The 22523-nt window shown below is 59.4% G+C and carries 20 protein-coding genes; 7 read left to right on the top strand and 13 right to left on the bottom strand.

Annotated features, from left to right (window positions below; genetic code table 11):
• Positions 1-6: 6 nt before the first annotated feature.
• The 3 genes from kdpF to JQ845_RS06785 form a co-directional block, all read right to left on the bottom strand.
• Positions 7-96 carry a K(+)-transporting ATPase subunit F gene (gene kdpF / locus JQ845_RS06795; RefSeq protein ID WP_003446770.1) on the bottom strand — a complete coding sequence of 30 codons (90 nt, stop codon included), beginning with the start codon at positions 94-96 and terminating at the stop codon, positions 7-9.
• 194 nt (positions 97-290) lie between these two features.
• Positions 291-1520: a hypothetical protein gene (locus JQ845_RS06790; RefSeq protein WP_203008797.1), complete on the bottom strand. Its 1230-nt coding sequence runs from the start codon at positions 1518-1520 to the stop codon at positions 291-293.
• Between the two features lie 27 nt (positions 1521-1547).
• Positions 1548-1997: a YcgN family cysteine cluster protein gene (locus tag JQ845_RS06785; RefSeq protein WP_003446767.1), complete on the bottom strand. Its 450-nt coding sequence runs from the start codon at positions 1995-1997 to the stop codon at positions 1548-1550.
• 155 nt (positions 1998-2152) lie between these two features.
• Here JQ845_RS06785 and JQ845_RS06780 point away from each other — a divergent pair, with 155 nt between their 5' ends.
• On the top strand, positions 2153-2746 hold the full coding sequence (locus JQ845_RS06780; RefSeq protein WP_003446766.1) for a nitroreductase family protein: 594 nt from the start codon (positions 2153-2155) through the stop codon (positions 2744-2746).
• A gap of 368 nt (positions 2747-3114) precedes the next feature.
• On the opposite strand, the gene JQ845_RS06775 is transcribed toward JQ845_RS06780, so the two are convergent.
• The 3 genes from JQ845_RS06775 to rnd form a co-directional block, all read right to left on the bottom strand.
• On the bottom strand, positions 3115-4047 hold the full coding sequence (locus JQ845_RS06775) for a D-2-hydroxyacid dehydrogenase (protein ID WP_202210401.1): 933 nt from the start codon (positions 4045-4047) through the stop codon (positions 3115-3117).
• 119 nt (positions 4048-4166) lie between these two features.
• A complete protein-coding gene (locus JQ845_RS06770; protein ID WP_003446762.1) occupies positions 4167-4460 on the bottom strand; it encodes a YcgL domain-containing protein in 294 nt (97 codons plus the stop codon).
• On the bottom strand, positions 4457-5590 hold the full coding sequence (gene rnd, locus JQ845_RS06765; RefSeq protein WP_003446760.1) for a ribonuclease D: 1134 nt from the start codon (positions 5588-5590) through the stop codon (positions 4457-4459). The genes JQ845_RS06770 and rnd overlap by 4 nt, the downstream gene beginning before the upstream one ends.
• A 223-nt stretch (positions 5591-5813) precedes the next feature.
• On the opposite strand from rnd, the gene ampC reads away from it, so the two are divergent.
• Complete coding sequence (gene ampC / locus JQ845_RS06760; protein ID WP_203008796.1) at positions 5814-6974, top strand: class C beta-lactamase; 1161 nt, start codon at positions 5814-5816, stop codon at positions 6972-6974.
• Here ampC and JQ845_RS06755 read toward each other — a convergent pair.
• The 3 genes from JQ845_RS06755 to JQ845_RS06745 form a co-directional block, all read right to left on the bottom strand.
• Entirely contained in the window at positions 6971-7618 is a 648-nt protein-coding gene (locus JQ845_RS06755) for a class I SAM-dependent methyltransferase (RefSeq protein WP_003446756.1), read from the bottom strand. The genes ampC and JQ845_RS06755 overlap by 4 nt on opposite strands.
• A gap of 143 nt (positions 7619-7761) precedes the next feature.
• Positions 7762-9141 (bottom strand): glutamine synthetase family protein, encoded by a 1380-nt coding sequence (locus tag JQ845_RS06750; RefSeq protein ID WP_010657006.1) that lies wholly within the window; start codon positions 9139-9141, stop codon positions 7762-7764.
• A 348-nt stretch (positions 9142-9489) separates the two neighbouring features.
• The gene (locus tag JQ845_RS06745; protein WP_127195875.1) at positions 9490-10677 is read right to left on the bottom strand and encodes a low temperature requirement protein A; all 1188 of its coding nucleotides are present in this window, start codon (positions 10675-10677) and stop codon (positions 9490-9492) included.
• 194 nt (positions 10678-10871) lie between these two features.
• Between JQ845_RS06745 and poxB the strand changes: the two genes are divergently transcribed.
• Entirely contained in the window at positions 10872-12593 is a 1722-nt protein-coding gene (gene poxB, locus JQ845_RS06740; protein WP_203008795.1) for a ubiquinone-dependent pyruvate dehydrogenase, read from the top strand.
• A 734-nt stretch (positions 12594-13327) separates the two neighbouring features.
• Here the strand turns inward: poxB and JQ845_RS06735 are convergent.
• The 3 genes from JQ845_RS06735 to JQ845_RS06725 are packed head-to-tail and all read right to left on the bottom strand — an operon-like array spanning position 13328 to position 16929.
• Complete coding sequence (locus tag JQ845_RS06735) at positions 13328-14785, bottom strand: cytochrome c (RefSeq protein ID WP_203008794.1); 1458 nt, start codon at positions 14783-14785, stop codon at positions 13328-13330.
• 3 nt (positions 14786-14788) lie between these two features.
• On the bottom strand, positions 14789-16378 hold the full coding sequence (locus tag JQ845_RS06730) for a GMC family oxidoreductase (RefSeq protein WP_003446746.1): 1590 nt from the start codon (positions 16376-16378) through the stop codon (positions 14789-14791).
• A 14-nt stretch (positions 16379-16392) separates the two neighbouring features.
• Positions 16393-16929, bottom strand: coding sequence for a sugar dehydrogenase complex small subunit (locus tag JQ845_RS06725; RefSeq protein WP_177412933.1), 537 nt, complete (start codon positions 16927-16929; stop codon positions 16393-16395).
• Positions 16930-17159: 230 nt separating this feature from the next.
• On the opposite strand from JQ845_RS06725, the gene JQ845_RS06720 reads away from it, so the two are divergent.
• Together JQ845_RS06720 and map are read left to right on the top strand one after the other, a co-directional pair.
• A complete protein-coding gene (locus JQ845_RS06720) occupies positions 17160-17402 on the top strand; it encodes a ParD-like family protein (RefSeq protein ID WP_003446744.1) in 243 nt (80 codons plus the stop codon).
• Entirely contained in the window at positions 17399-18187 is a 789-nt protein-coding gene (map, locus tag JQ845_RS06715; protein ID WP_203008793.1) for a type I methionyl aminopeptidase, read from the top strand. Before JQ845_RS06720 ends, map begins: the two co-directional genes overlap by 4 nt.
• A gap of 42 nt (positions 18188-18229) precedes the next feature.
• On the opposite strand, the gene JQ845_RS06710 is transcribed toward map, so the two are convergent.
• Positions 18230-18925 carry a response regulator transcription factor gene (locus tag JQ845_RS06710; protein WP_003446742.1) on the bottom strand — a complete coding sequence of 232 codons (696 nt, stop codon included), beginning with the start codon at positions 18923-18925 and terminating at the stop codon, positions 18230-18232.
• A 520-nt stretch (positions 18926-19445) separates the two neighbouring features.
• On the opposite strand from JQ845_RS06710, the gene JQ845_RS06705 reads away from it, so the two are divergent.
• Positions 19446-20141: a response regulator gene (locus JQ845_RS06705; RefSeq protein WP_003446740.1), complete on the top strand. Its 696-nt coding sequence runs from the start codon at positions 19446-19448 to the stop codon at positions 20139-20141.
• A gap of 1 nt (position 20142) precedes the next feature.
• The gene (locus JQ845_RS06700) at positions 20143-22518 is read left to right on the top strand and encodes an ATP-binding protein (protein WP_203008792.1); all 2376 of its coding nucleotides are present in this window, start codon (positions 20143-20145) and stop codon (positions 22516-22518) included.
• Positions 22519-22523 lie beyond the last annotated feature (5 nt).

Here is a 22523-nt window from a genome sequence, read left to right as displayed (position 1 = left end):
CCGCTCCTAGTTCCGATCTGCGCGCAACAGCGCAACCAGCAGATAAACGAACAGCCCCACTGCCAACAGCAGCGACACTCCATCCAGAACGCCCATGACAAATCTCCCCGTAACGGCAATTGCCGCGTGTAGGAAGAGTGTGCGCAACATGGGCGTAAAGGATCGAGATCGAGGGGGATGCGGGGGCGTAAAGAAGGCGTAAAAAACCGAGCTTACCTGTAGGAGCGAGCTTGCCTCGCGAGCTCTTCGCAGCCAGATTCAAGAGCCCGCGAGGCATGCCCCGTAATGGTTTAATGCAGCAGCGGTGTGTCCAGCACCTCGGACTGCCCGCCCAGCACGCTTTCGCTCAGCTGGATAAACACCTGGGTATTGACCTTGTCCAGACGCATCAAGGCCTGGCTGACGTCATCCAGTGAACGCTTGTTGCGGGTTTGCAAACGGATCTCGCGGTCCAGCGCCTGCAGCAGCGTGACAGCCCGCGCCACCATCGCCGGGCTGGCCGGGCCACGCAGGCGGGTCACGCCCTTGCCGGCAGCATTGAGCCGGTGCTGCAGGGCCTGGTAACGCTCGTCACTCATGCCACCGGCACGGCGCATCAACTCAATGGCGTAATACTCACTCAGCCCTTCGCCAATCCAGGCATGCTCCGGCTCGACATTGATCGCGCTGAACAGCTGCACCAGTTCGCGCAACAACGGACTGCTCCCAGCTTCATTGACCAGAGGCAGGCTACTGGAGAGGTAAATCGAGTTGCGCGCCGCGGCACTGCCTTTCCACATCGGACTGCCCGCACCGACGATCAGCAGTTTGGCCGGGTTACGCGGGAATACGGCTTGCACCTGGGGCCAGACGAACGTCAGCAGGGTCAGCACATCCATACGCCGCATGCCCTGCCCCTTGGGCGCGGAGACAGTCACTTCGGTTTCCCCCAGCATGGTGCGGCGACTGCCCAGCGTACCGGCGAGCATCCAGCCGGTCGGCCGGTCAAACACACGGGAGACATCGTCGATGCGAAAACGGTTTTTGCCGATCCGCGGCCATGGGGTTTCGATGCTTTTCCACCCCGGTGGCAACTCGAATGCCAGACGCGACACCAGCTCGCTGCCGTCCTGCTGATCGAGACTGGCCGCAGGGACCAGGTCTTCGCCGCGAAACAACGCCCACTGCGGGGTGATCCGCGTGTCGAAGCTGCCGTTCTTGCGCTGATGGTTCAAGTGCACGCGATAGCTCAGGTTGGCCTTGCCCGGCGCCGGGTGCCACAGGCCACGGCTGTGATGTGCATCGGGGGTCAGCTGCCACTGGCCGTCAGCCTTGAAATCGCTGTAACTGCCCGGTGGCCCAAGGTCGAAATCCAGGCTGCGCACTGCCGTTCCTTCGGCCAGGGTCAAGCGCACCTCGGCCTGATCGCTTTGCGGCAACAGGCGGACATGGTAGTCAAAGTCGACTTTTTTGGCGGCCCACAGCGGGCTGCTGACTATCAGTAGCAGCAGCCCCAGAGGCCATTGGTATCGCAGCGGCATACACACTCCATGGCACCGCTCCGGCACTTAACCGGCGCGAAAAATCAGATGATCTTCCCAGTCGTCTTCCGGCACGCTGCCCTCGGCGAGCATGCGTCCGGATTGCGAAATGCGTTCGTGGTGCACCGCGTCAGGGTCGCCACACACCAGATGGTGCCAGAGCGGCAGGTCCTTGCGTTCACTGACAAGGCGGTAGCCACAGGTCGGCGGCAACCACTTGAACTCTTCGGCCTTGCCCGGCGACAACTGAATGCAGTCCGGAACACTGTCGCGACGCTTGGCGTAATCGGTGCATTGACAGGTTTTCAGGTCGAGCAATTTGCAGGCAATGCGCGTGTAGTAGACGCTGTTATCGTCTTCATCCTCGAGCTTCTGCAAGCAGCACAGGCCGCATCCGTCGCACAGCGACTCCCATTCCTCTTGATCGAGTTGATCGAGGGTTTTGCGGATCCAGAACGGTTCAACTATTGCGGCCATGGCTCAAACATCAACATCAGGGAGTGGAAAAGGCCGCCAGTCTAGTGCCCCGCGCTCCCCGGGCCAAGCGCTGGTGACTGACGGTGTCACTGGACTTGTCACGTTCAAGGCGTAACAGTAGCTTTGTACCCGCCAAATCAACTCAGGAAAATCGAATGCCTGCTTCCAATCGCATTGCCGAACACCAGATCCATGAGCAGTTCACCCAACGCTGGTCGCCCCGTGCCTTCACTGACGAAAGCATCGACAAGGCCACCCTGCTGAGCTTTTTCGAAGCCGCCCGCTGGGCACCTTCGGCCTACAACTCGCAGCCCTGGCGCTTTCTGTTCGCCCTGCGTGGCACCCCGGATTTCGAGCGTTACCTGAGCCTGCTGGTGGAGTTCAACCAGGGATGGGCCAAACACGCTGCGGCGCTGGTGGTGATTGTGTCGAAAACCACATTCGCCGCGCCGGGTACTACAGAAGAAAAGCCGGCTCCGACCAACGCCTTCGATACCGGCGCTGCCTGGGGCCATCTGGCGCTGCAAGCGCACTTGAGCGGCTGGCACACCCACGGCATGAGCGGCCTGGATTACGAGCGCGCACGTCAGGAACTGAAAATCCCTGAGGGCTATGCCATTCAGGCGATGGTGGCCATCGGCAAACTGGGCGACAAGGCCAGCCTGGTGGATTACCTGCAGGCCAAGGAAGTCCCGAGCCAGCGTGAGCCGCTGAGCAAGCTGGTTGCCGAGGGTGACTTCAGCCTGTAACGCCCCAACCCTGTGGGAGCCAGCTTGCTGGCGATGGTAGCGGTGCGCTGTATCAGGCGAGCCCCGTCGCCGGCATCGCTGGCAAGCCAGCTCCCACAAGTGCCTCACCCGCCTGGAACACCCCAACCCTGTGGGAGCCAGCTTGCTGGCGATGGTAGCGGTGCGCTGTATCAGGCGAGTCCCGTCACCGGCATCGCTGACAAGCCAGCTCCCACAATGGTGTATGGGCCCTGTGGGAGCTGGCTTGCTGGCGATGATAGCGGTGCGTTGTATCAGCCGAGCCCCGTCGCCGGCATCGCTGGCAAGCCAGCTCCCACAATGGTGTATGGGCCCTGTGGGAGCCAGCTCCCACAAAGCTGACCATTTCTTTAATACCCGCGTGCGAAATCCACTTCGCCGCGCAGTGCCTCATCCGCCTGGAACGCCCGCAGGTTGTCGACAAACAGCTGCACCATCAACGACGGCGATGTCGGCGCCGAGCTATGACCGGTCAGCAGCAAACCCCAGGCCGTCCAGAATGGATGCTTGGCCGGTAACGGCTCCTGACGGCAGACATCAATGATCGCGCCCGCCAGATGCCCCACACGCAAGGCTTCAACCAGGTCTGCATCCACCACGGCCACACCGCGCCCGGCATTGATGAACACAGCCTCGGGGTTGAACAGTGCAAAGAGTTCGGCGTCGTACAGGTCGTGGGTTTGCGGCGTGTTGGGCAACAGGTTGACCACGTAATCCATCTGCCCCACCAGCCGCGGCAAATCGCTCAATGTGGCAACTTCCCGGAACGGCGCCTGTTCCCGGGCAGTGCTGGCAATGGCGTACAGCTCAACCCCGAAGGGTACAAGAAACTGTGCCACGCTCTGGCCAATGTCCCCTGCCCCGACAATCAACACCTTGCGCCCTACCAGGCTGCGGCCGGTGCGGTTGTCCCACTTGCGTTCAACCTGGCTCAGCAGGCGCGCTATGACTTCACGCTCATGGCCGAGCATATAGGTCAGCACATACTCGGCCATCACCTGGCCAAAGATGCCGACTGCCCGGCTTAACCGGTAATCGCGCTGCAGGCCGTCGGCCAGCAAGGGGGTGATGCCGGCCCAGGTTGATTGCACCCACTGTGGTTTGTGCCCTTGACGCAACAGGGTCGCCATCAGGTCCGGCTGCCCCAGCCACACCGGGCAATCTGCAGCCATCTTCGCCAATTGCGCCGAATCGCCGCTGGTCTGCACTTCCAGTTCGGGTGCAGCCTGCTGCAAGAGTTGGGCGTAAAGCGGGTAATCGTGCTCGGCAATCAGGACGCGCATGCTTGTAACCTTCCTAAAACACTGCAGCGCCCGCCGCCGGGATCGCCCCCGTAGCGTTCGGCCACCGCCAATCAAAATGAGCCTTTTGCGACAGGCGCCCGGAACCGGGCGCCGGGCATTTACATCGGGTCGTTACGACGCAACAGCTCTTCGGGCAAGTGCTCGATATATTCGTCCTCGGCCGGCGGCATCTGCAGGTGATAGCCCTGGGTATCCAGGTTTTCCAGCACCTTGTGGATGTCTTCACGGGACAGGGCGCGCTCGGGGCTCAGCACCAGATCGAACGCGTGGTGCGGCTTGCCAAAGGCACTCATCAGGGACTCGGGCACACGTTCCAGAGCATCGGCCTTAAGCACGTACAGGTACATTTCGTTGCGTTTGAGGCTGCGGTAGATAGAGCAAATACGTTTCAAGACGGTTCTCCAGCGGTGGCCAGGCTATCGAGCAAAGCCTGGCCCATCAGCTCACGGCGCCATCCGCGCAGTGAGTCCGGCAAGTGATAAGGGCCATTGGGAAAGCCGCTTTTAAGCAGGGCTTCCAGGGTTTTCTTGCGCAGCATCAGTTCCGGCGCAATGTTCAGACGTTCAGCTTCTGCCTGACCGATGGCACGCAGGCGCTTGATCAACGCGGCGGCTTCAACCGGCAACGGCTCAGGCACAGCCGGCGGCCATTGCTCTGGCGGCAGACTGGCAGCGCGCTTGATCATGTCCAGCAAAAACTCGCCATCCTGACGCACGGTGCGCGGGTGCATATCTTCAATACGCGCCAGGGCCACCAGATTGTCGGGCTGGGTTTTCGCCAATGGCCACAACGCATGCTCACGCACTACACGATTGCGCGGCAGATCACGGGCCCGTGCCTGCTGTTCGCGCCAGGCGCAAATTTCACGCAGTACTGCCAGTTGCGCAGGTGACAGCTTCCAGGCCAGCTTGGCCTCACGGTACACCTCGTAAGGGTCCACTTCACGGCGCAGATTGGCCACCAGTTCGGCGCCGTCCTCCAGCACCCAGGCGTACTTTTCATCCGACAGGCGCGGACGCAGCAACACATACACCTCGGCCAGATGCAGGGCATCTTCGGCGGCATAGCTGATCTGGGTTTCCGACAGCGGACGCTGCAACCAGTCAGAACGGGTTTCACCTTTGGGCAGGTCGAGGTCAAGGACTTCCTTGACCAGGCGCGAGTAGCCCATGGAGAAGCCCAGGTTCAGGTAGGCCGCGGCCAGTTGCGTGTCAAACAGAGGCGCCGGCAGGCTGCCGGTCAGGCGTAACAAAACCTCGAGGTCTTCGCTGCAGGCGTGCAGCACTTTGACCACTGCCGGGTTTTCCAGCAGGTCGGACAAAGGCTGCCAGTTGTCGATGGTCAGGGGGTCGATCAGGTAAGCGCGCTCACCGTCGCCAATCTGGATCAGACCGGCAATCGGGTAAAAGGTGTCGACCCGCATGAATTCGGTGTCGAGGGCTACGAATGGCAGGCTCTGCCATTCGGCGCAATGCTGGCCGAGGCTATCGTTGTCGCGAATCCAGTGAATATCGATGGCCACACGGCTCTCCCTTGAAGAATGGCGCGCAGTATATATCGCCGCCAGGGAGTTCCGGGCATTGACTGACACTCTAAGCGACGAAAAACCTACACAATTTCAGGCAACTACCGTCACAATTTTTATTCCTGAGCCGGGTGATTTCCCAAACCTGCAGGGTACGGTGCTTTGAAACCGCAAGAACACCCGTCAGTGTCCACGCAAACAAGAGTCGAGGATTAACCCCATGCCTGTCCCACGCAAGCTGTCCGGTCTTACTTTGGTGCTGGTGGGCCTTTGCGCCTTCAGCACTGCAGCACTGGCGCAAGACCTTGTTCCCGGACTCGATGCCGCCGTGACCGAAGGTGCCACACAGTTGATGCAGACCTATGGTGTTCCGGGTCTGAGCATCGCCGTCAGCGTCAATGGCAAGCAGCACTTCTACAACTTCGGCGTAGCCTCCAGGGACACCCGGGTGCGCATCAGTTCCGACACCCTGTTTGAGGTCGGTTCGATCAGTAAAACCCTGACCGCCACCCTGGCCACCTATGCTCAGATCAATGGTCAGCTGTCACTCGACGCCCCGGTTTCCCGATACGTTCCCGAACTTCAAGGCACGGCTTTTGGCAAGGTGCAACTGACCCATCTGGCCACCCACACCGCTGGCGGTTTCCCGTTGCAGGTGCCAGACGCCGTACAGAATGAACAACAGTTAATGGACTACTTGAAGGCCTGGAAACCGGTCTACCCCGCGGGTACCCAAAGAAGCTACGCCAACCCGAGCATCGGCATGCTGGGCCTGATTACCGCCAGGAGCATGAACCAGCCTTTTGTCCAAGCCATGGAAAACACCTTGTTCCCCGCACTGGGCCTGCACAGCACCTATATCGATGTGCCGAAGAGCAAGATGGCCCTCTATGCCCAAGGCTATGACAAGCAGGATCAACCGGTCAGGCTCAATTCCGGCATGCTGGGCAACGAAGCCTACGGAGTCAAAACCAGTAGCCGTGACCTGATTCACTTTGCACAATTGAATGCCTTGCCGGGCAAGCCGTCGACAAAAATCCAGCAGGCCATTGGCGACACTCACACCGGCTACTTCCGGATCGGGCCCATGACCCAGGATTTGATCTGGGAGCAATACGCCTACCCGGTCACGCTGAAGAATCTGCTGCTCGGCAATTCGGACAAAATGGCCTACGAGAACAATGACGCCATCGCCCTGCACCCGCCATTGGCACCACAGGAGGCGGTGTGGATCAACAAGACAGGCTCCACCGGTGGCTTTGGCGGCTATGTGGCGCTGATACCCGTGAAAAAACAGGCGGTGGTCATACTGGCCAACAAGAACTACCCCAACAGTGCCCGCATCGAACTGGCGTATAAAATCCTCAACGCCCTCGACTAAGCCTCTTTGCGCACGATGTAGATGCTGCCCAGTGCATAACCGGGCAGCACATCGTAATGCTTGAGGATGCTGAAACCTGCCAGGGCAAACTGGGATTCAATTTCTTCCTTGCGCACGACAATCCGTTGCGAGTCCCTGCACTGATCCACAGAGCGCCCCACACATACCGACAGGATCAGGCTGTCGCGGCTCACGCGATGCAGTTCGCGCAGGATGGCCAGGCGATGTTCGCTGTCGCGAACATGGTGAAACAGCTGCATGCAGAAGATGCTGTCCACCGCGTTTTCGGACATGTCGATGGAAAACACCGAGCTCTTGAACAGTTTGATGCGCGCCAGCAAGCTGAGCGGATGGTGGGTCTGGGCATGATCGAGCATGCCCTGGGAAGAATCGGCGGCGAGGATTACCCGGTTACCGTGCTCTGCCAGCACGGGCCAGAAACGCCCGGCACCGCACGCCAGATCCAGCACCAGCCCCGGCTCGCCCGCCACCTTGAGCGCCCGGCGAACCAGCCGTTTTTCACGCCATAACGCCAGCCGCCGGACAATGCCCTGCGGCCGCACTTCGCGGCACACTTGCGCATGCTCGCGGTCGTAGCGTTCGGCGAATTCAAGCTCAACGGTGGAAGGTAGCTGCGATGACATGGCCCGCGAACTCTAGTGTTTGGTTATGTTCGACACAGAGACTAGCGGGGCACCAGTGAAAAAATTGTCAGAAAACCATAAAACCCGGATAGATAATTGATCAATTCTGCGGGAGCGAGCTTGCTCGATCCCGCAACACCGAATCACGCCTGCTGCAGATACCAGCGCCAGTCCTGCTCGCCGACTTCGCCCATGAACTGGCGGTACTCGGCGTTTTTGACTGCCAGATAGACCTTCAAAAACTCCGGCCCGAACGCCTCTTTGGCCCAGGATGAGCCTTCAAGCGCACGCAATGTGGTCAGCCAGTCGGTCGGCAGCATCTCAGTGGCCTGGGCATAACCGTTGCCCTCAACCGGAGCCCCCGGATCGCGCTGTTCACGAATCCCGCGATGAATACCGGCCAGAATCGCGGCGGCAGCCAGATAGGGGTTGGCATCAGCACCACAGATACGGTGTTCGATATGGCGCGAATACGCGGGCCCGCCCGGCACGCGCAAGCTGACGGTGCGGTTATCCACGCCCCAGGTCGCGGCCAGGGGGGCATAGCTGTTGCTCTGAAACCGACGATAGGAATTGGCGTTCGGGCAAAACATCAACAACGAATCGAGCAAGGTGTCGAGCATCCCGCCCACGGCGTGCCTGAGCAGCGGCGTGCCGTCCGGCGCTTCACTGGCGAACAGGTTGTTGCCCTCCTGATCGGCCAGGCTTACGTGCATATGCATGCCGGTACCGGCCAGGTCATCAAACGGCTTGGCCATAAAACAGGCGACCATCCCGTGTTTGTGCGCCACACCTTTGACCAAGCGCTTGTAGCGCACGGCCTCATCCATCGCCTGCAACGCGTCGTTGCGATGCTCCAGGGTGATTTCAACCTGCCCCGGTGCGTATTCGGAAATCGCTGTGCGCGCCGGAATCCCCTGCAGCTTGCAGGCGCTATACAGGTCAGCCAGAAACGGCTCGATCTGTTCCAGTTCCCGCAGCCCGTAGACCTGGGTTGCACGCGGACGCTGACCGTCGGCATCCCGTGCCGGTTGCGGGCGACCGTTGCTGTCCCGTTGCTGATCGAGCAAATAAAACTCCAGCTCCGCCGCCATCACCGGGTAGTAGCCATCGGCTTTCAAGCCATCGATCACTTTGGACAACAAGTGCCGGGGGTCAGCCACCGTCGCCGGCATCCCCGATTGCGGGTGCATGCTCACTTGCACCGCCGCCATGGGAATCAGGCGCCACGGCATGCGCTGCAGGCTGCCACTGATCGGGAAGGCACGGCAGTCGATATCGCCCACATCCCACACCAGACCGGTATTTTCAACGTCATCGCCATTGATGCTCAGGCCCAGAATCGTGCTCGGCAGCGGGCGGCCGTTTTTGTAGACCTCCAGCAACTCATCGCGGTGCAACAACTTGCCCCGGGGCACGCCGTTATTGTCGAGGATGAACAACTCGAACATCTCGACATCCGGGTTCAGTTCCAGAAAATCCAGGGCTTCTTGCAGCGGGGCAAACGCAGGGGTGGCACTCATGGCAATTCTCGTAAATTCGTATAAGACAGGCGCACAGGCACGCCATTTCGGGCGTAAACCCACAGACTCAACGTTAGATACGAGCATCCGGCGGGCGGGCATGCCGGCAGTGGAACAAGGCCCAAAAGGCCAGTTTTGAAGGGAGGCCGCAGGCAGAGGCCGATGCACAGGCAAAAAAATCAGGGCAAGGCACAGCGCTTGACGTTAAAACGTCCGACAGCCAGTGGTCGCCAATCCTGATCGGGCCAAGCCTCATCGCCAAAACCATTGCCTACAAAGAACACCCAGCCTCACACGCCAGCCCGGGCAGGTCAAATACAGACATTTATACCTTTGGTTGCACTGCGACTAAACATTGGGCATCGGACCGCGCCCCAAGGACACCGCCTCCCACCCCGCGACGATGAGCAGGATCAGGGTGGTCAGCGCCCCCAGGATCAGTCCTGAAAATACCTGTTCCAGGGCAGCCGGCAGCAGAATCAACAGCAGCAACATACCCCCCATATGGGAAAACGGCGGCAGCGGGCGGTCCGACATCACCCATTTGAACAATGCACACCCCAGCAAAAACAGGAATGGCCCAGCAATCATGGTGATCACCGCCCCAGTCGTTGCGTGCCCGGGGTGCATCAACACCAACTCGTCGGCCACCGCGCTGACGATCACCCCGGCAATCATCAGCACATGAATGTAGGTGTAGGCCAGACGCGCATGACGCCCCGGGTCACGGGCGTGGGCAATGCGTTCATGGGCCCGTTCGGCGCCGCTGTCAAAATAGATCCACCACATGGCGATGCTGCCCAGCACCGCCACCACAAAGGCCGCAAAGCCAGCAAGGCTCCAGCTCAACCGGGCAAAAGTGGCCCCCGTCACCAGCAAGGACTCGCCAAGGGCAATGATCACGAACAGCCCGCAGCGCTCAGCCATGTGATTAGCTTCAACGTTCCAGTCGTCCAGGGTCGAAGCCCCCAGCCCCGGCACCCAGAAGAACAACGACGGCGACACCAGCTCGATGGCCAGCGCCACGGCCCAGCAGGCCAGTCGCTGATTGCCTTCGAGCAAACCACCGCTGATCCAGAACACCCCTGACAACAGCATCCAGATCAAAATGCGCTGAAAGTTTCGCGCCAGCCCGGGCGACTCGGCGCGCACCACCCACATGGCAAACGCCGAGCGTGCCACCTGCATAAATACGAAGGCCCCGGCGAACAGCAGTCCGCGATCCGTGAAGGCGTGGGGGATAGACACCGACAGCAGTAACCCGGCCACCATCAGCACAAACAAGCCAATACGGATCGGGATGCGCTCGGGGTCGAGCCAGTTGGTCACCCACGAAGTAAAGATCCACACCCACCACACGGCAACCAGCAGCAAGCCCACATGCACCGCACCCAGGGCCGTTAAATTGGCCAGCAGTGAATGGGACAGCTGGGTCACGGCAAACACAAACACCAGGTCGAAAAACAGCTCGACCATGCCGACCTTGCCACTGTCATGACTGCCTCGGCCGCGCAGCACAGAAAGAGTGCGGGTCATATTTGATCCTCCGGGAAGCAATGGCTGTGGCAACTGATCAACCCCGCTGCCCGGATCGCAGGCAAGCCTGCAGCCACAACAGCAGCGCGCGTTATGCAGATGAACACTTGTTCATCGAACGTTTTAAAAACCTGCAGGGTCGGATGCTGCGTCTACTCTGTTTTCCTCCGCATTCTTACTTCAAGGAACCTCCCATGACCAGAACGGTTGCCGACTTCATCACTGAAACCCTGCAGCAGGCAGGTGTCAAACGTGTATTCGGAGTAGTGGGAGACTCCTTGAATGCGTTCACCGATTCGCTGCGGCGCCAGGAACAAATCCAGTGGGTTCACATGCGCAACGAAGAGTCCGCAACCTTTGCCGCCGGGGCCCAGGCGCATTTGACTGGCGAACTGGCAGTCTGCGCCGGCAGTTGCGGCCCGGGCAATCTGCATTTGATCAATGGCCTGTTCGACGCCCATCGCAGCGGTGTACCGGTGCTGGCGCTGGCCGCGCATATTCCCGGCAGCGAAATCGGCATTGATTACTTCCAGGCCACCCATCCGGAAAGCCTGTTCCAGGAATGCAGCCATTACGTCGAGCTGGTGTCGCGGGCCGAGCAGCTGCCGCAAGTGCTGGAGCGCGCCATGCGCATGGCCATCGCCAAGCGCGGGGTGGCGGTAGTGGTGATTCCGGGGGACGTGGCGCTGCAGGCCTGCGACGCCAAAGTGCCCAACTGGCTCAAGCCGAGCCTGCCGATGATTCGTCCGCACGATACCGACATCGACCGACTGGCCTCATTTCTCAATGCCGGCAAAAAAGTCACCTTGCTCTGCGGCGCAGGCTGCGCCGGTGCCCACAGCGAAATCCTGGCCCTGGCCGAACGCCTGAATGCACCGATCGTGCATGCGCTGCGCGGCAAGGAGCATGTCGAATACGACAACCCCTATGACGTCGGCATGACCGGGTTGATCGGTTTTGCATCGGGTTACAAGGCGATGGCCAACTGTGACACCTTGCTGATGCTGGGCACCAATTTTCCGTACCGCCAGTTTTACCCGGAGCATGGCTATATCGCGCAAATCGACCTGCGCTCCGAAGCCCTGGGCAATCGCTGCCCGCTGGAGCTGGGTCTGATCGGCGATGTTCAGCTGACCTTGCAGGCGGTGCTGCCAAAAGTGCTGCAAAACCCTGAGCGCGAGCATCTGGATACCGCCCTCAAGGACTACAAAAAAGCCCGCGAAGACCTCGACGCCCTGGCTGAAAGCGGCCCTGGCAGCTCGATCATCCATCCCCAGTACCTCAATCGTCTGGTCAACGAGCTGGCGGATGAAGATGCGATCTTCACCTGCGATGTGGGCACGCCCACTGCATGGGCTGCGCGCTACCTGAAAATGAACGGCAAGCGTCGTCTGATCGGCTCGTTCAACCACGGTTCCATGGCCAATGCGATGTTGCAGGCCATCGGCGCACAAGCGACCTTCCCCGACCGCCAGGTAATTTCCATGTCTGGCGATGGCGGTTTCACCATGATGATGGGAGATTTTCTGACCCTGAATCAGGTCGGCTTGCCGGTAAAAGTCATAGTGCTGAACAACGGCACCCTGGGCTTTGTAGAAATGGAAATGAAAGCGGCGGGTTTCCCGGATGTGGGCTGCGAACTGAACAACCCGAACTTCGCCGCCATGGCCGAAGCGATGGGGGTCAAGGGGATTCGTGTCGAGCATCCAGACGAGCTGGAAGCGGCCCTGCGTGAAGCCCTGAGCCATGACGGCCCGGTACTGGTCGACGTGGTCAGTGCCCGTCAGGAGCTGGTGATGCCACCGAGCAAAACCTTCGAACAAGCCAAGGGGTTTAGCCTGTTCATGCTCAAGACCGTAATGGACGGTCGTGCCCGGGAGCTGATCGACCTGGCCAAGGTCAATTTATTCCGCTGAAAACAACCCCCGATACCCGTAGGAGCGAGCTTGCTCGCGAGCTTTTCAACCAAACACCCAAAAGCTCGCGAGACAAGCTCGCTCCTACAGAATTACAACGTGGCGGTATAACCGCGATGGACGGATCGACCTGGCCAAGGTCAAATTATTCCCCTAAAAACAACCCCGACACCTGTAGGAGCGAGCTTGCCTCGCGAGCTTTTCAGCCAATCAACCAAATGCTCGCGAGACAAGCTCGCTCCTACAGGATTACAACGTGGCGGTATAACCGCGATGGACGGATCGACCTGGCCAAGGTCAAATTATTCCCCTAAAAACAACCCCGATACCTGTAGGAGCGAGCTTGCTCGCGAGCTTTTCAACCACACAACCAAAAGCTCGCGAGACAAGCTCGCTCCTACAGAATTACAACGTGGCGGTATAACCGCGATGGACGGATCGACCTGGCCAAGGTCAACTCATTGCGCTGAAAACAACCCCGACACCTGTAGGAGCGAGCTTGCCTCGCGAGCTTTTCAACCACACAACCAAAAGCTCGCGAGACAAGCTCGCTCCTACAGAATTACAACGTGACGGTATGACCGCGATGGACGGATCGACCTGGCCAAGGTCAATTTATCGCGCTGAAAACAACCCGATACCTGTAGGAGCGAGCTTGCCTCGCGAGCTTTTCAGCCAATCAACCAAATGCTCGCGAGACAAGCTCGCTCCTACAGGATCACGTCGTTGCGGTATTAGCGTGAATGAAAGCGCCGGTTAAGCGCCATTCTTTTGGCCAGAATCTCGCGCTCCCGCTTGCGCTGGCTGCGTACCACCAGGCCCCAGGCAATCAGGCACAGCAACAACCCGCCGCCACCCCAGATCACGTAAGGCATTGCCACCACCAACAACGGCGCATCACCTCCACGACGCAGGCTGGCCACGGTCTGTTGATCAACACTGAGCAACGGGTTGCCGAAACGTTGCAGGCTGTAGTTGGCAATCGCCGCCACTTGCTGATCATTCAGGTCACCACCCAATGCCGGCATGCTGACTTGCAGGTCGGCCCCTTTACGCTCCACCCCTTCAATTATCGCCATCACCAGATTATTCGGATGCAACCCGGTCAAGGCGCTGTTCTGGCTCAAGGAAGGATAGAACCCGTCGCCGGTGCCCTGCCCGTCACGCCCGTGGCAACTGGCGCACGCCGAGTTGTAGAGCCGGGCGCCATCGGTTTCGCTGGCATAGGCCAGGGTTGCCTGATCGAGCTGACCGGTTTCGAGGGTAGTCATGTCGATCGGCGTCACCACCCGCGGGGTGCTGGCGACATGGTTGCCGGTGGCAATCGCCGGGACGGTTTTCAGGTAGCCGGCCATGGCGTACAGGTCATCATCGGTCAAAAACCGCAGGCTGTTTTCCACCGCTTCAGCCATGCCGCCCGCCGCTTGTGCCTTGTTGGTGACGTGGCCGTTTTTCAGGAACGCCACCACCTCGTCATTGCTCCAGCCGCCCAGGCCGGTGGCTTTGTCCGGGGTGATGTTAGGCGCGATCCAGCCGCCCAGTGCAGCGCCCGACAAATAGCGCTCGGAGTCTTCTGCCATCAGAGCATTACGCGGTGTATGGCAGGCACCGCAGTGGGCCAGGCTATCGACCAGGTATTGCCCTCGGGTCAGCTGTGCATCGTCCGGTTTTTTGGCAACAAAACCCTGGTTGTCGAGAAACAGCAGGTTCCAGCCAAACATCAACGGCCGGATATTGAACGGGAATGCCAGTCGGGTCGGCGCCACGGCTGCGTCTACCGGTTTAACCCCCTGTTGCAGGTACACATACAGCGCGTGAATGTCTTCATCGCTCATGCCCTGATAGGAGGTATAGGGCATGGCCGGATACAACTGCTGGCCCTTGGCGTTGACCCCTTTGCGCAAGGAATCGGCCAGTTGCTGCTCGGTGTAATCACCAATGCCGTGGGTCTTGGACGGTGTGATGTTGCTGGCAATGATCTTGCCCATGGGCGAGTCGATGGCATAACCACCGGCCAGCGCCGGGCCGTCTTTTTCCACCGTACGGTGACAGGCCCCGCAGTCGGCAGCCCGGGCCACGTATTCGCCTTGCTTGATCAGCGCGGCAGTATCTTCGACCGCCCACACGGACAGCGAAGCAAACAGGCTGCACAGGGCAACCAGGGGGCGTAGCGCGCAGAGGTAGGGATTCATGGCTCAGACCTCCCGCGCAATGATGTCGGCCACACGAATGCTCAAGGCAACCCCGGTCAGCGTCGGATTGATGGTGCCCGATGCCGGAATCACCCCGGTGGTGGCCAAAAACAGGTTCGGATGATCGAAGGTGCGGCACTCGTGGTTGACCACCGAGTCCTTGGCATCAGTACCCATGATTACGGTGCCCATCAGGTGGTCGCGGTTCTGCCAGCCGGTGTTGTCCTCAACCACGGTACCGCCCATGACTTTCACGAAGTCGGCATAGTCGGCGTCCACCCCGGGCTTGGCGGCTTTGACGTAATCACCCACTTCGTAATTGATCACCATCATCGGGATGCCCAGGGCATCGGTGCGGGTGGTGCTCGGGCGAATGGTGTTGCTCGCCAGCGGCAAGGTTTCGTACACCGTCGACACATCCACCCAGCGTGCCGAATCGTGACGAATTCGCTCGTCCAGTTCCTTGCCGAAAATGCCCTGCTCGATCAGACGATTGGCCACGGCCATGTTCGGCACGTTGTTGGCAAAGGCATGTTTGACCGACGCCCGTTCCTTGCGGAACGCGCCATCGCGACGGTTGAAAATCCCGCCTTGCTGCACCGCTCCGCGCCCCGGCCATACCGGCTCGTCGGCCAGAAACTGCAGCCCCTGACCAGTGTGGTCCATCAGGTTGCGCCCCACCTGGTCCGAGGAGTTGGCCACCTCGGAAATCAACAGCAGCTTGGGGGTTTCCAGGCCATTGGCGGCCACCACAAAATACTTGGCGGTGAGCCGCACGTTATCGCCCTTGGAGCTGCGGTAATGCACGGCAACGATCTTGCCGCCTTCGCCTTTCTCCAGCTTGTATGCCGTGGCGTCGGTCAGCAGTCTGGCCCCCGCCTGCTGCGCGTGCCGGGCATGCACATCACCGCTGTACATGGCGCCAATCGGGCATACCGGCATGCAGTTGTTGTTGCCGCTGCACGCCGGGCGATCGTCATAGGGCGTGGTGGCACGACCGTTGGGCTCATGCAGGAACACATAGCCGGCCGGGGCCAGACGCGCGCGAAGGCGCTGGAACAGGTAGGTATCGCCTTCGGGCGGCATGGGGTACGGCGTCGAACGCGGCGGAAAGGCCTCGCCGTCATGCCCGCTTTGATCCTGGGTATCACTGCCGCATACGCCCAGCGCCACTTCGGCCCGTGCGTAATAGGGTTCCAGCTCGCTGTACTCCATTGGCCAGTCGCGGCCAACCCCGTACAGGGTGTTGAGCTTCATGTCGTTGGGCAGGTAACGCCAGCAGGCTGCCGCCCAATGCCAGGTGGTGCCGCCGACCAGTTTCAACATGCCCGGACGAAACTCGAACGAGCCGATATTTTCTATGTACTGCTCATCGTAGGAATGACGCGCCCATGGCTCATTCGGATACGGCGAGTTGTAGTTACTCTTGTTCGAAGAGTTGCGAAAGTTTTCAACGATTTTCCAGCGGGGAATGGACTCACCTGCTTCCAGAATAATCACTGACTTGCCTTGTTTGGCCAATTCAAAAGCTGCGTTGCTGCCCAAGGCTCCGGACCCAACAACAATGACATCAGCATCAAAGACCTGACTCATGGGTACCCCTTGTTTTAATCGTTAGCGACGGTAGACGGCGGATCAACCCAATAGTTGGTATGCCCCCGGGAGTAGGTGGGGATCACGGTGGCATCCAGGGTCGGCGTGTACGCCAGCGCACCGGTGAAGGTCACCAGCCGGGTGTCGTCCACGGCCCGCATGCTGACCGGAGTGCCGGTATAGCCCAGGTACCAGGCGCGGACGATTTTTTGCACCGTGTCCTTGTACTGCGGGTGCTGATAAACCGGGCTGGCGCTCAACATCGAGACCCGGCTCAAACCATGCTGGCGGATGCTGCCCCACAGCCCCCTGACCTTTTCCGGGAACAATGGATCGGCCTCGGTACAGCGTGCCAGCACGCGCAGCGTGAGGCTCGGGTCCAGCGCATCGCGCTCGGTGAGGAACAGTGAAAGCTGGTGCAAAAGTTCGACATCATCAGTGGCGGCATTATTGATGCCTTGCGCCAGAACCGAACCCGCCCAGGATGAAGAAAGAAGTCCGGCACCGGTTATGGCAGCGCCAGAAGACAGTAACTTTCTGCGGGATATCACATAAATCTCCTTGATCATCAAAAATAAAGGCTGACACCTAGACCTTCGATAAATCAGGTTGTTACAAAGAATGATCAAACATCCTACAGAGATTAGTGATGGAGCTTCATGAATACCGGCTGATACCCCCTACCCGTTGCAGGAGCTGGGCGCTTGACCCGGCAAGGTTGCGATGTGGCCCCGCCATCGCCTAATATACGTTTCATATACATTTCATATTGAGCATTTAGATGGGCATTGTAAAAATCTCGGACGCCATGCACGAGAACCTGCGGCTGGCCAGCAACGCTCTGAGCCGCTCGATCAACGCACAAGCGGAGCACTGGATGCGTATCGGCATGCTGACCGAACTGCATCCAGGCCTGGATCACAACCAGATCTGCCGCCTGCTGATTGCCGCCGAACTGGACGGAGGCCTCGATTTGAAACAGTTGTGCGCCGCCACCCAAGCCACCGCAGGAGTCGATCAATGAGAGCCGGTGTCGTGATCAACAGCCCGGCGCAGATCGCCCAGTCAAAGATTGCCGGCAAGCTGGCCGCCGAAGTGCTGGCCATGATCGGCGCCCACGTCAAAGCGGGCGTCACTACCGACCAGCTGGACCAGATCTGCCACGACTACATCGTCAATGTGCAGAAGGCCATTCCCGGTAACGTGGGCTATCACGGTTTCCCGAAAACGGTCTGTACCTCGGTCAATCAAGTCGTCTGCCACGGCATCCCGAACGCGGTGCCGCTCAAGGATGGGGATATCGTCAATATCGACATCGCCGTGGTCAAGGATGGCTGGTACGGCGATACCAGCCGCATGTACCTGGTCGGCGATGTCGATCCGCAAACCCGTCACCTGGTGAAAACCACCTACGACGCCATGTGTGCCGGGATTCGTGTGGTTCGCCCGGGCGCAACCCTGGGCGACATTGGCCATGCCATCCAGTCGCTGGCCGAAAAGGAAGGGTTCAGTGTGGTCCGCGAGTACTGCGGTCATGGCATCGGCAAGGTCTACCATGATGAGCCGCAGGTCCTGCACTACGGCTACCCGGGCCAGGGCATGAAGCTTAAAACCGGCATGATCTTCACCATTGAGCCCATACTCAATGCGGGCAAACGCCATGTCAAAACCCTGGCGGACCAGTGGACCGTAGTGACCAAGGATCAGTCGCTGTCGGCCCAGTGGGAACACATGGTTGCCGTGACGGATGACGGTTTCGAAGTGCTCAGCCCCTGGCCCGACGCCAGTGACGAATACCCCGCCATCTAATGTGTGTGGGAGCCGGGCTCCCACAACCATCAGTGACTGCCATCAGCCGTTCTCGAACTGCGAGCGGATCTTGAACAATTCATTGTCGCTGGTCACACCCAGCTTTTTGTAGGCCGATTGCTTCTGGGTGCTGATGGTCTTGATGCTGCGGGAAAACTTCCCGGCGATTTTCGTCACCGACATGCCCTCAAGACAGCAGCGCAGCACTTCGCGCTCACGAATGGAAAGGGTACTCAAACCGGTCAGTTCCCCCTGGTCTGACCCGCTGTCGGCAGAGGTTTCCAGGCTGCTACGGGTCGAAATTTCGTTATGTTTGAGCTCCAGCGCCATCGCAGAATGCAAATAAATCTGGCCGGCGGCGACTTTTCTGATGGCGAGTACGACTTCATCAGAGCTTGTATCCTTGCCCAGAAACCCACTCGCGCCGCAGCGCATCGCCAGGGCTACCGTTGCCGGCGTATGCAGGGCCGAAACCACCAGCAGGCGCGCCCCCGGATACCGCAGCCGCAGACCGCGAATCAGATTCAGGCCGTCAACTTCGCCGGGGCTCAGGGAGTAGTCCATCACCACCACGTCCACACTTTGCGTTCTCAACGCGTCCATCAACTGCCGGCTGCGGGTGAAACAGCCGACAATCTGCATATCTTTATGGGGGGTGAGTAACCGAGAAAACCCTTGCAGAATCAGCGCATGATCATCAAGCAACATCAAGCGAATCGGGTTCAACATGGATGCCATGGCAACTTCCTCTTTACCTCTCAGCGTTGCTGAACCAGGTATTACTCCATATGACCCTTTATCAGGGGCGTTCGTACCAGCACTTCAACCAGAGTCAAAGCCAAAACCCGCACCAACACTAAGGGCAAAGAATCGCGCGTTATGATATGCCCGCTTCCCGCCACAAAAATAAGAATCGTCTCAAAAAGCAAAAGTGTCTTACCCCCACCAGCCTCAGCCAACATGAAGTCAGCCGCGCCAGAAAGCAGCCCAATCTCTAAAACCCGCCTTGATCCAGTTTAGAGGCATTCACTGCACAGGCTGTGCAGAGCGAAATGGGGGCTGATTCAAGTCAGGATGAACCACGGGCTACTATTGATTACGGGTAGCGGCTCCTGCCGCTGCACATGTTGTTCATAATCTATTACTCTGAAGCTCTGGCCTGCGGCCCCTGGAGCCGTGCAGATCACACTCAACACTTATTTGTCGACCTCGCGACTACTGTGGCGCGAGATGAGGACAAAGTTCTTCGAGGCTGGTCATGTCCATTCGCAAAATGATTCGGGTCATGCTTCTGGATGATCATCTATTCATGCTCCAAGGCCTGGAACTGAGCCTGAAAACCCAGGCCGACATTGAGATTGCCGGCAGTTTCAGCAGCAGTCAGGCACTGCTTGAGGCACTGCAACGACAGAGCGTCGACCTGGTGCTGCTGGACTATTCACTGGGGCCGGACGAAATCGACGGCCTGAACCTGGTGCGCGGCCTGAAAAAACGCTTTCCGGGCATGCGTTTGCTGGTGCTGTCGGCACTGCATAACCCCGCCACCGTGGCCATGGTCATGCGCAGCGGCGCCGACGGATTTATCGGCAAAGAAGTGGACCCGTCTCAACTGCCTATTGCCATTCGCCGCGTGGTATCCGGCAAGACCTACCTGGCCGAAACCATGAGCGAGCAGTTTCGTGAACAGGAGATCTCTTCCGGCGATCCATCGACCGCAGCCACCAACGATGACACTGACAGCCTGGCCATCCTTGCCACGAATGCGGCGCTGACCGGGCGCGAGCACGAAGTGATGCGCTGCCTCCTGGACGGCATGTCGGTGACGCAAATTGCCAATAAGTTTTCCCGCAGCATCAAGACCATCAGTACCCAGAAACAAGCCGCCTACAAAAAGCTCGGGTTGAACAATGACAACGAGCTGAACAAGGTCCGCTACCTGCTGGAAGGCCAGTGATATGCGCAGGCTGATGCTGCTGGGGATTGCGCTGTTGATCAGTTGCCAGGTGTACGCCGATTCCCCTTACGCCTTCACCCCGGCAGAGAAGCAATGGATCCAGGAGCACCCGGTGGTGCGCTATGCCATCGACTCCTACTGGCCGCTGGAATACATCGAAAATGGCGAACACAAAGGCCTGACCCGCGATTATCTGCAGCAAATCTCGCGCATCAGCGGACTGCAATTCGAACTGGTTCCGACAAAAAACTGGAGTGAAACCCTCGCCCTCATCGACGCTGGCAAAATCGACCTGACCACTGCCGTCTCCAAAGCCTTGATCGACAAGGACCAGGCCGGAAAACTACTGCTGTCCGACGTTTTTTTCGTCGGTTCCACCGTCGTCGTCACCCGCAGTGGTGAACCGGTACTGTTTTCGACCCACAAACTCAACGGCAAAGTGGTAGCGGTCAAAGGCGGCGGCGGCTATGAGCACTACCTGCGAAAAGAGTTCCCCGACGTCGAACTGCTACTGATCAATGACCCGGAGGACGCCCTGATGGCTTTGGCCGAGGGCAAAGCCGACGCAGTGATTGGCATGGACAGCGTTTTGCAGTTGATCATATCCCGCAAGTTTTTCGGCACCCTGCACCTGGCCGGCGTGCTGTCAGACATGCCGATCGTCAGCAGCATGGGTATCAGCCCCAAGTACCCTGAACTGTTGTCCATCATCAACAAATCACTGGCACAGCTACCGCCATCAACCATCGATGCCATCTTTGAACGCTGGCTGGAACGGACCGACTACGGCGCCCCCTCTTGGGCGACGGTTTTCCGCTACTACCGGATCGAGCTGATTTGTTTTGCCCTGCTGCTGTCGGCACTGGCCTTCATGACCCGACGTGCCATGCTGGCGAAAAAGGCCGCGCAGAAAAGCGAAGCGGCCAAATCGAGTTTCCTGGCAATGATGAGCCATGAAATCCGCACCCCGATGAATGGCGTGCTGTCGTCCATCGAACTGCTCAAGGGTTCACCGCTGACCCCGGCGCAACAGGAACTGGCCACCCTGGCCAACGTTTCGGCGCGCAACCTTCTGGAATTGCTCGACGACGTGCTGGATGTTTCCAAGCTGGAAGCCGACAAGATCCAGCTGGAATCCGTCCCCACCGATCTGCAGCAACTGGCCCGGGGCCTGGCCGACATCCACCAGCTGGCCGCCCGCCAGCGCCATACCGAGATATCCCTGGCGGTTACCGGCCTGGATGAGGTGTTACTGATCCTCGACCCGGTCCGCATCCGTCAGGTCATCGCCAACCTGCTGTCCAATGCGGTGAAATTTACCGAGCACGGCGAGGTGCTGCTGAGCCTGCACTTTGAAGCCACTTCCTCCGACTCCGGACACCTGGAGATACTGGTCAGCGATACGGGGATCGGAGTCGACGCGCAACAACAACGGCATTTATTCCAGGCGTTCGTCCAGGCCGACAACTCGATCACCCGGCGTTACGGCGGCAGCGGACTGGGGCTGTCCATCTGCAAACAGCTGGTGGAGTTGATGGGCGGCCAGATCGACCTCGAAAGCGAACCCGGCCAGGGCACCCGTGTACGCGTCAGCTTGCCGGTGAGTTTCAGGCACAAATACCCTGCCCTGCCTGCCCGGGCTGCCGAAGAGCCGCTGCCGGACGCACCAGCGAAAACCTGGCAGCAGGTGCTGGTGGTCGAAGATCATCCGATCAACCGCCAGACCATCCAGCTACAACTCACTGAGCTGGGGTATCACGCGCTGATTGTCGAGGACGGCATAGCGGCCATGGCGACCATGGAGCAGCACCGCGAGGGCATTTGCCTGATCCTGCTGGACTGTCACTTGCCCGGCATCGACGGTTACGAAGTGGCCCGCAGGATTCGCCAGCAGGAACAAGAGCAAGGCCTGGCCCACATGCCGATCATTGCGATCTCCGCCTCCACCGACGAGCAACATCAGCTCAAATGCATCGACAGCGAGATTGACGGCAATCTGTCAAAACCCCTGACTTTGTCGGCCTTGCGGCAGATCCTGGGCCTGTGGCTGCCCGGCCCCGACACCCCGCCCCAGCCTGTGGCCAGCTCACTGAGCAGCGCCTCCATCGAGGATCTGTTCAATACCTCCTGTGGCGAAGATTTCGCCTGTCTGCATGATGCGTTCGACAAGCACAACCTGGTGCTGGCCCTGCACTACAGCCATCGTCTTCACGGTGCAGCGCTGGCGATGCAGGCGAACGAACTGGCGAAACGGGCCAGGGACATGGAGCAGGCCCTGCGTGATACGGCCGGTCAGGAGTACGACTGGAGCGCCATGCTGGCCGGCATGGAAGAAGCGTTGAAGAGCTTTTACCTGAGCAGAAAAACGGGCCCGTAGTCGCT

It is taken from the genome of Pseudomonas paraversuta, from assembly GCF_904063065.1.
Taxonomy (GTDB): domain Bacteria; phylum Pseudomonadota; class Gammaproteobacteria; order Pseudomonadales; family Pseudomonadaceae; genus Aquipseudomonas; species Aquipseudomonas paraversuta.
The sequence above is the reverse complement of the archived record's forward strand: the minus strand, read 5'-3'. Positions and strand labels throughout refer to the sequence as shown.

Coding starts and splice junctions, on each gene's coding strand:
- JQ845_RS06785 (WP_003446767.1), bottom strand. CDS start 1,997: ATGGCCGCAATAGTTGAACCGTTCTGGATCCGCAAAACCCTCGATCAA.
- JQ845_RS06775 (WP_202210401.1), bottom strand. CDS start 4,047: ATGCGCGTCCTGATTGCCGAGCACGATTACCCGCTTTACGCCCAACTC.
- JQ845_RS06700 (WP_203008792.1), top strand. CDS start 20,143: ATGCGCAGGCTGATGCTGCTGGGGATTGCGCTGTTGATCAGTTGCCAG.
- JQ845_RS06755 (WP_003446756.1), bottom strand. CDS start 7,618: ATGTCATCGCAGCTACCTTCCACCGTTGAGCTTGAATTCGCCGAACGC.
- JQ845_RS06705 (WP_003446740.1), top strand. CDS start 19,446: ATGTCCATTCGCAAAATGATTCGGGTCATGCTTCTGGATGATCATCTA.
- JQ845_RS06790 (WP_203008797.1), bottom strand. CDS start 1,520: ATGCCGCTGCGATACCAATGGCCTCTGGGGCTGCTGCTACTGATAGTC.
- JQ845_RS06730 (WP_003446746.1), bottom strand. CDS start 16,378: ATGAGTCAGGTCTTTGATGCTGATGTCATTGTTGTTGGGTCCGGAGCC.
- JQ845_RS06710 (WP_003446742.1), bottom strand. CDS start 18,925: ATGGCATCCATGTTGAACCCGATTCGCTTGATGTTGCTTGATGATCAT.
- ampC (WP_203008796.1), top strand. CDS start 5,814: ATGCCTGTCCCACGCAAGCTGTCCGGTCTTACTTTGGTGCTGGTGGGC.
- JQ845_RS06735 (WP_203008794.1), bottom strand. CDS start 14,785: ATGAATCCCTACCTCTGCGCGCTACGCCCCCTGGTTGCCCTGTGCAGC.
- JQ845_RS06745 (WP_127195875.1), bottom strand. CDS start 10,677: ATGACCCGCACTCTTTCTGTGCTGCGCGGCCGAGGCAGTCATGACAGT.
- JQ845_RS06780 (WP_003446766.1), top strand. CDS start 2,153: ATGCCTGCTTCCAATCGCATTGCCGAACACCAGATCCATGAGCAGTTC.
- kdpF (WP_003446770.1), bottom strand. CDS start 96: ATGGGCGTTCTGGATGGAGTGTCGCTGCTGTTGGCAGTGGGGCTGTTC.
- map (WP_203008793.1), top strand. CDS start 17,399: ATGAGAGCCGGTGTCGTGATCAACAGCCCGGCGCAGATCGCCCAGTCA.
- JQ845_RS06750 (WP_010657006.1), bottom strand. CDS start 9,141: ATGAGTGCCACCCCTGCGTTTGCCCCGCTGCAAGAAGCCCTGGATTTT.
- poxB (WP_203008795.1), top strand. CDS start 10,872: ATGACCAGAACGGTTGCCGACTTCATCACTGAAACCCTGCAGCAGGCA.
- JQ845_RS06720 (WP_003446744.1), top strand. CDS start 17,160: ATGGGCATTGTAAAAATCTCGGACGCCATGCACGAGAACCTGCGGCTG.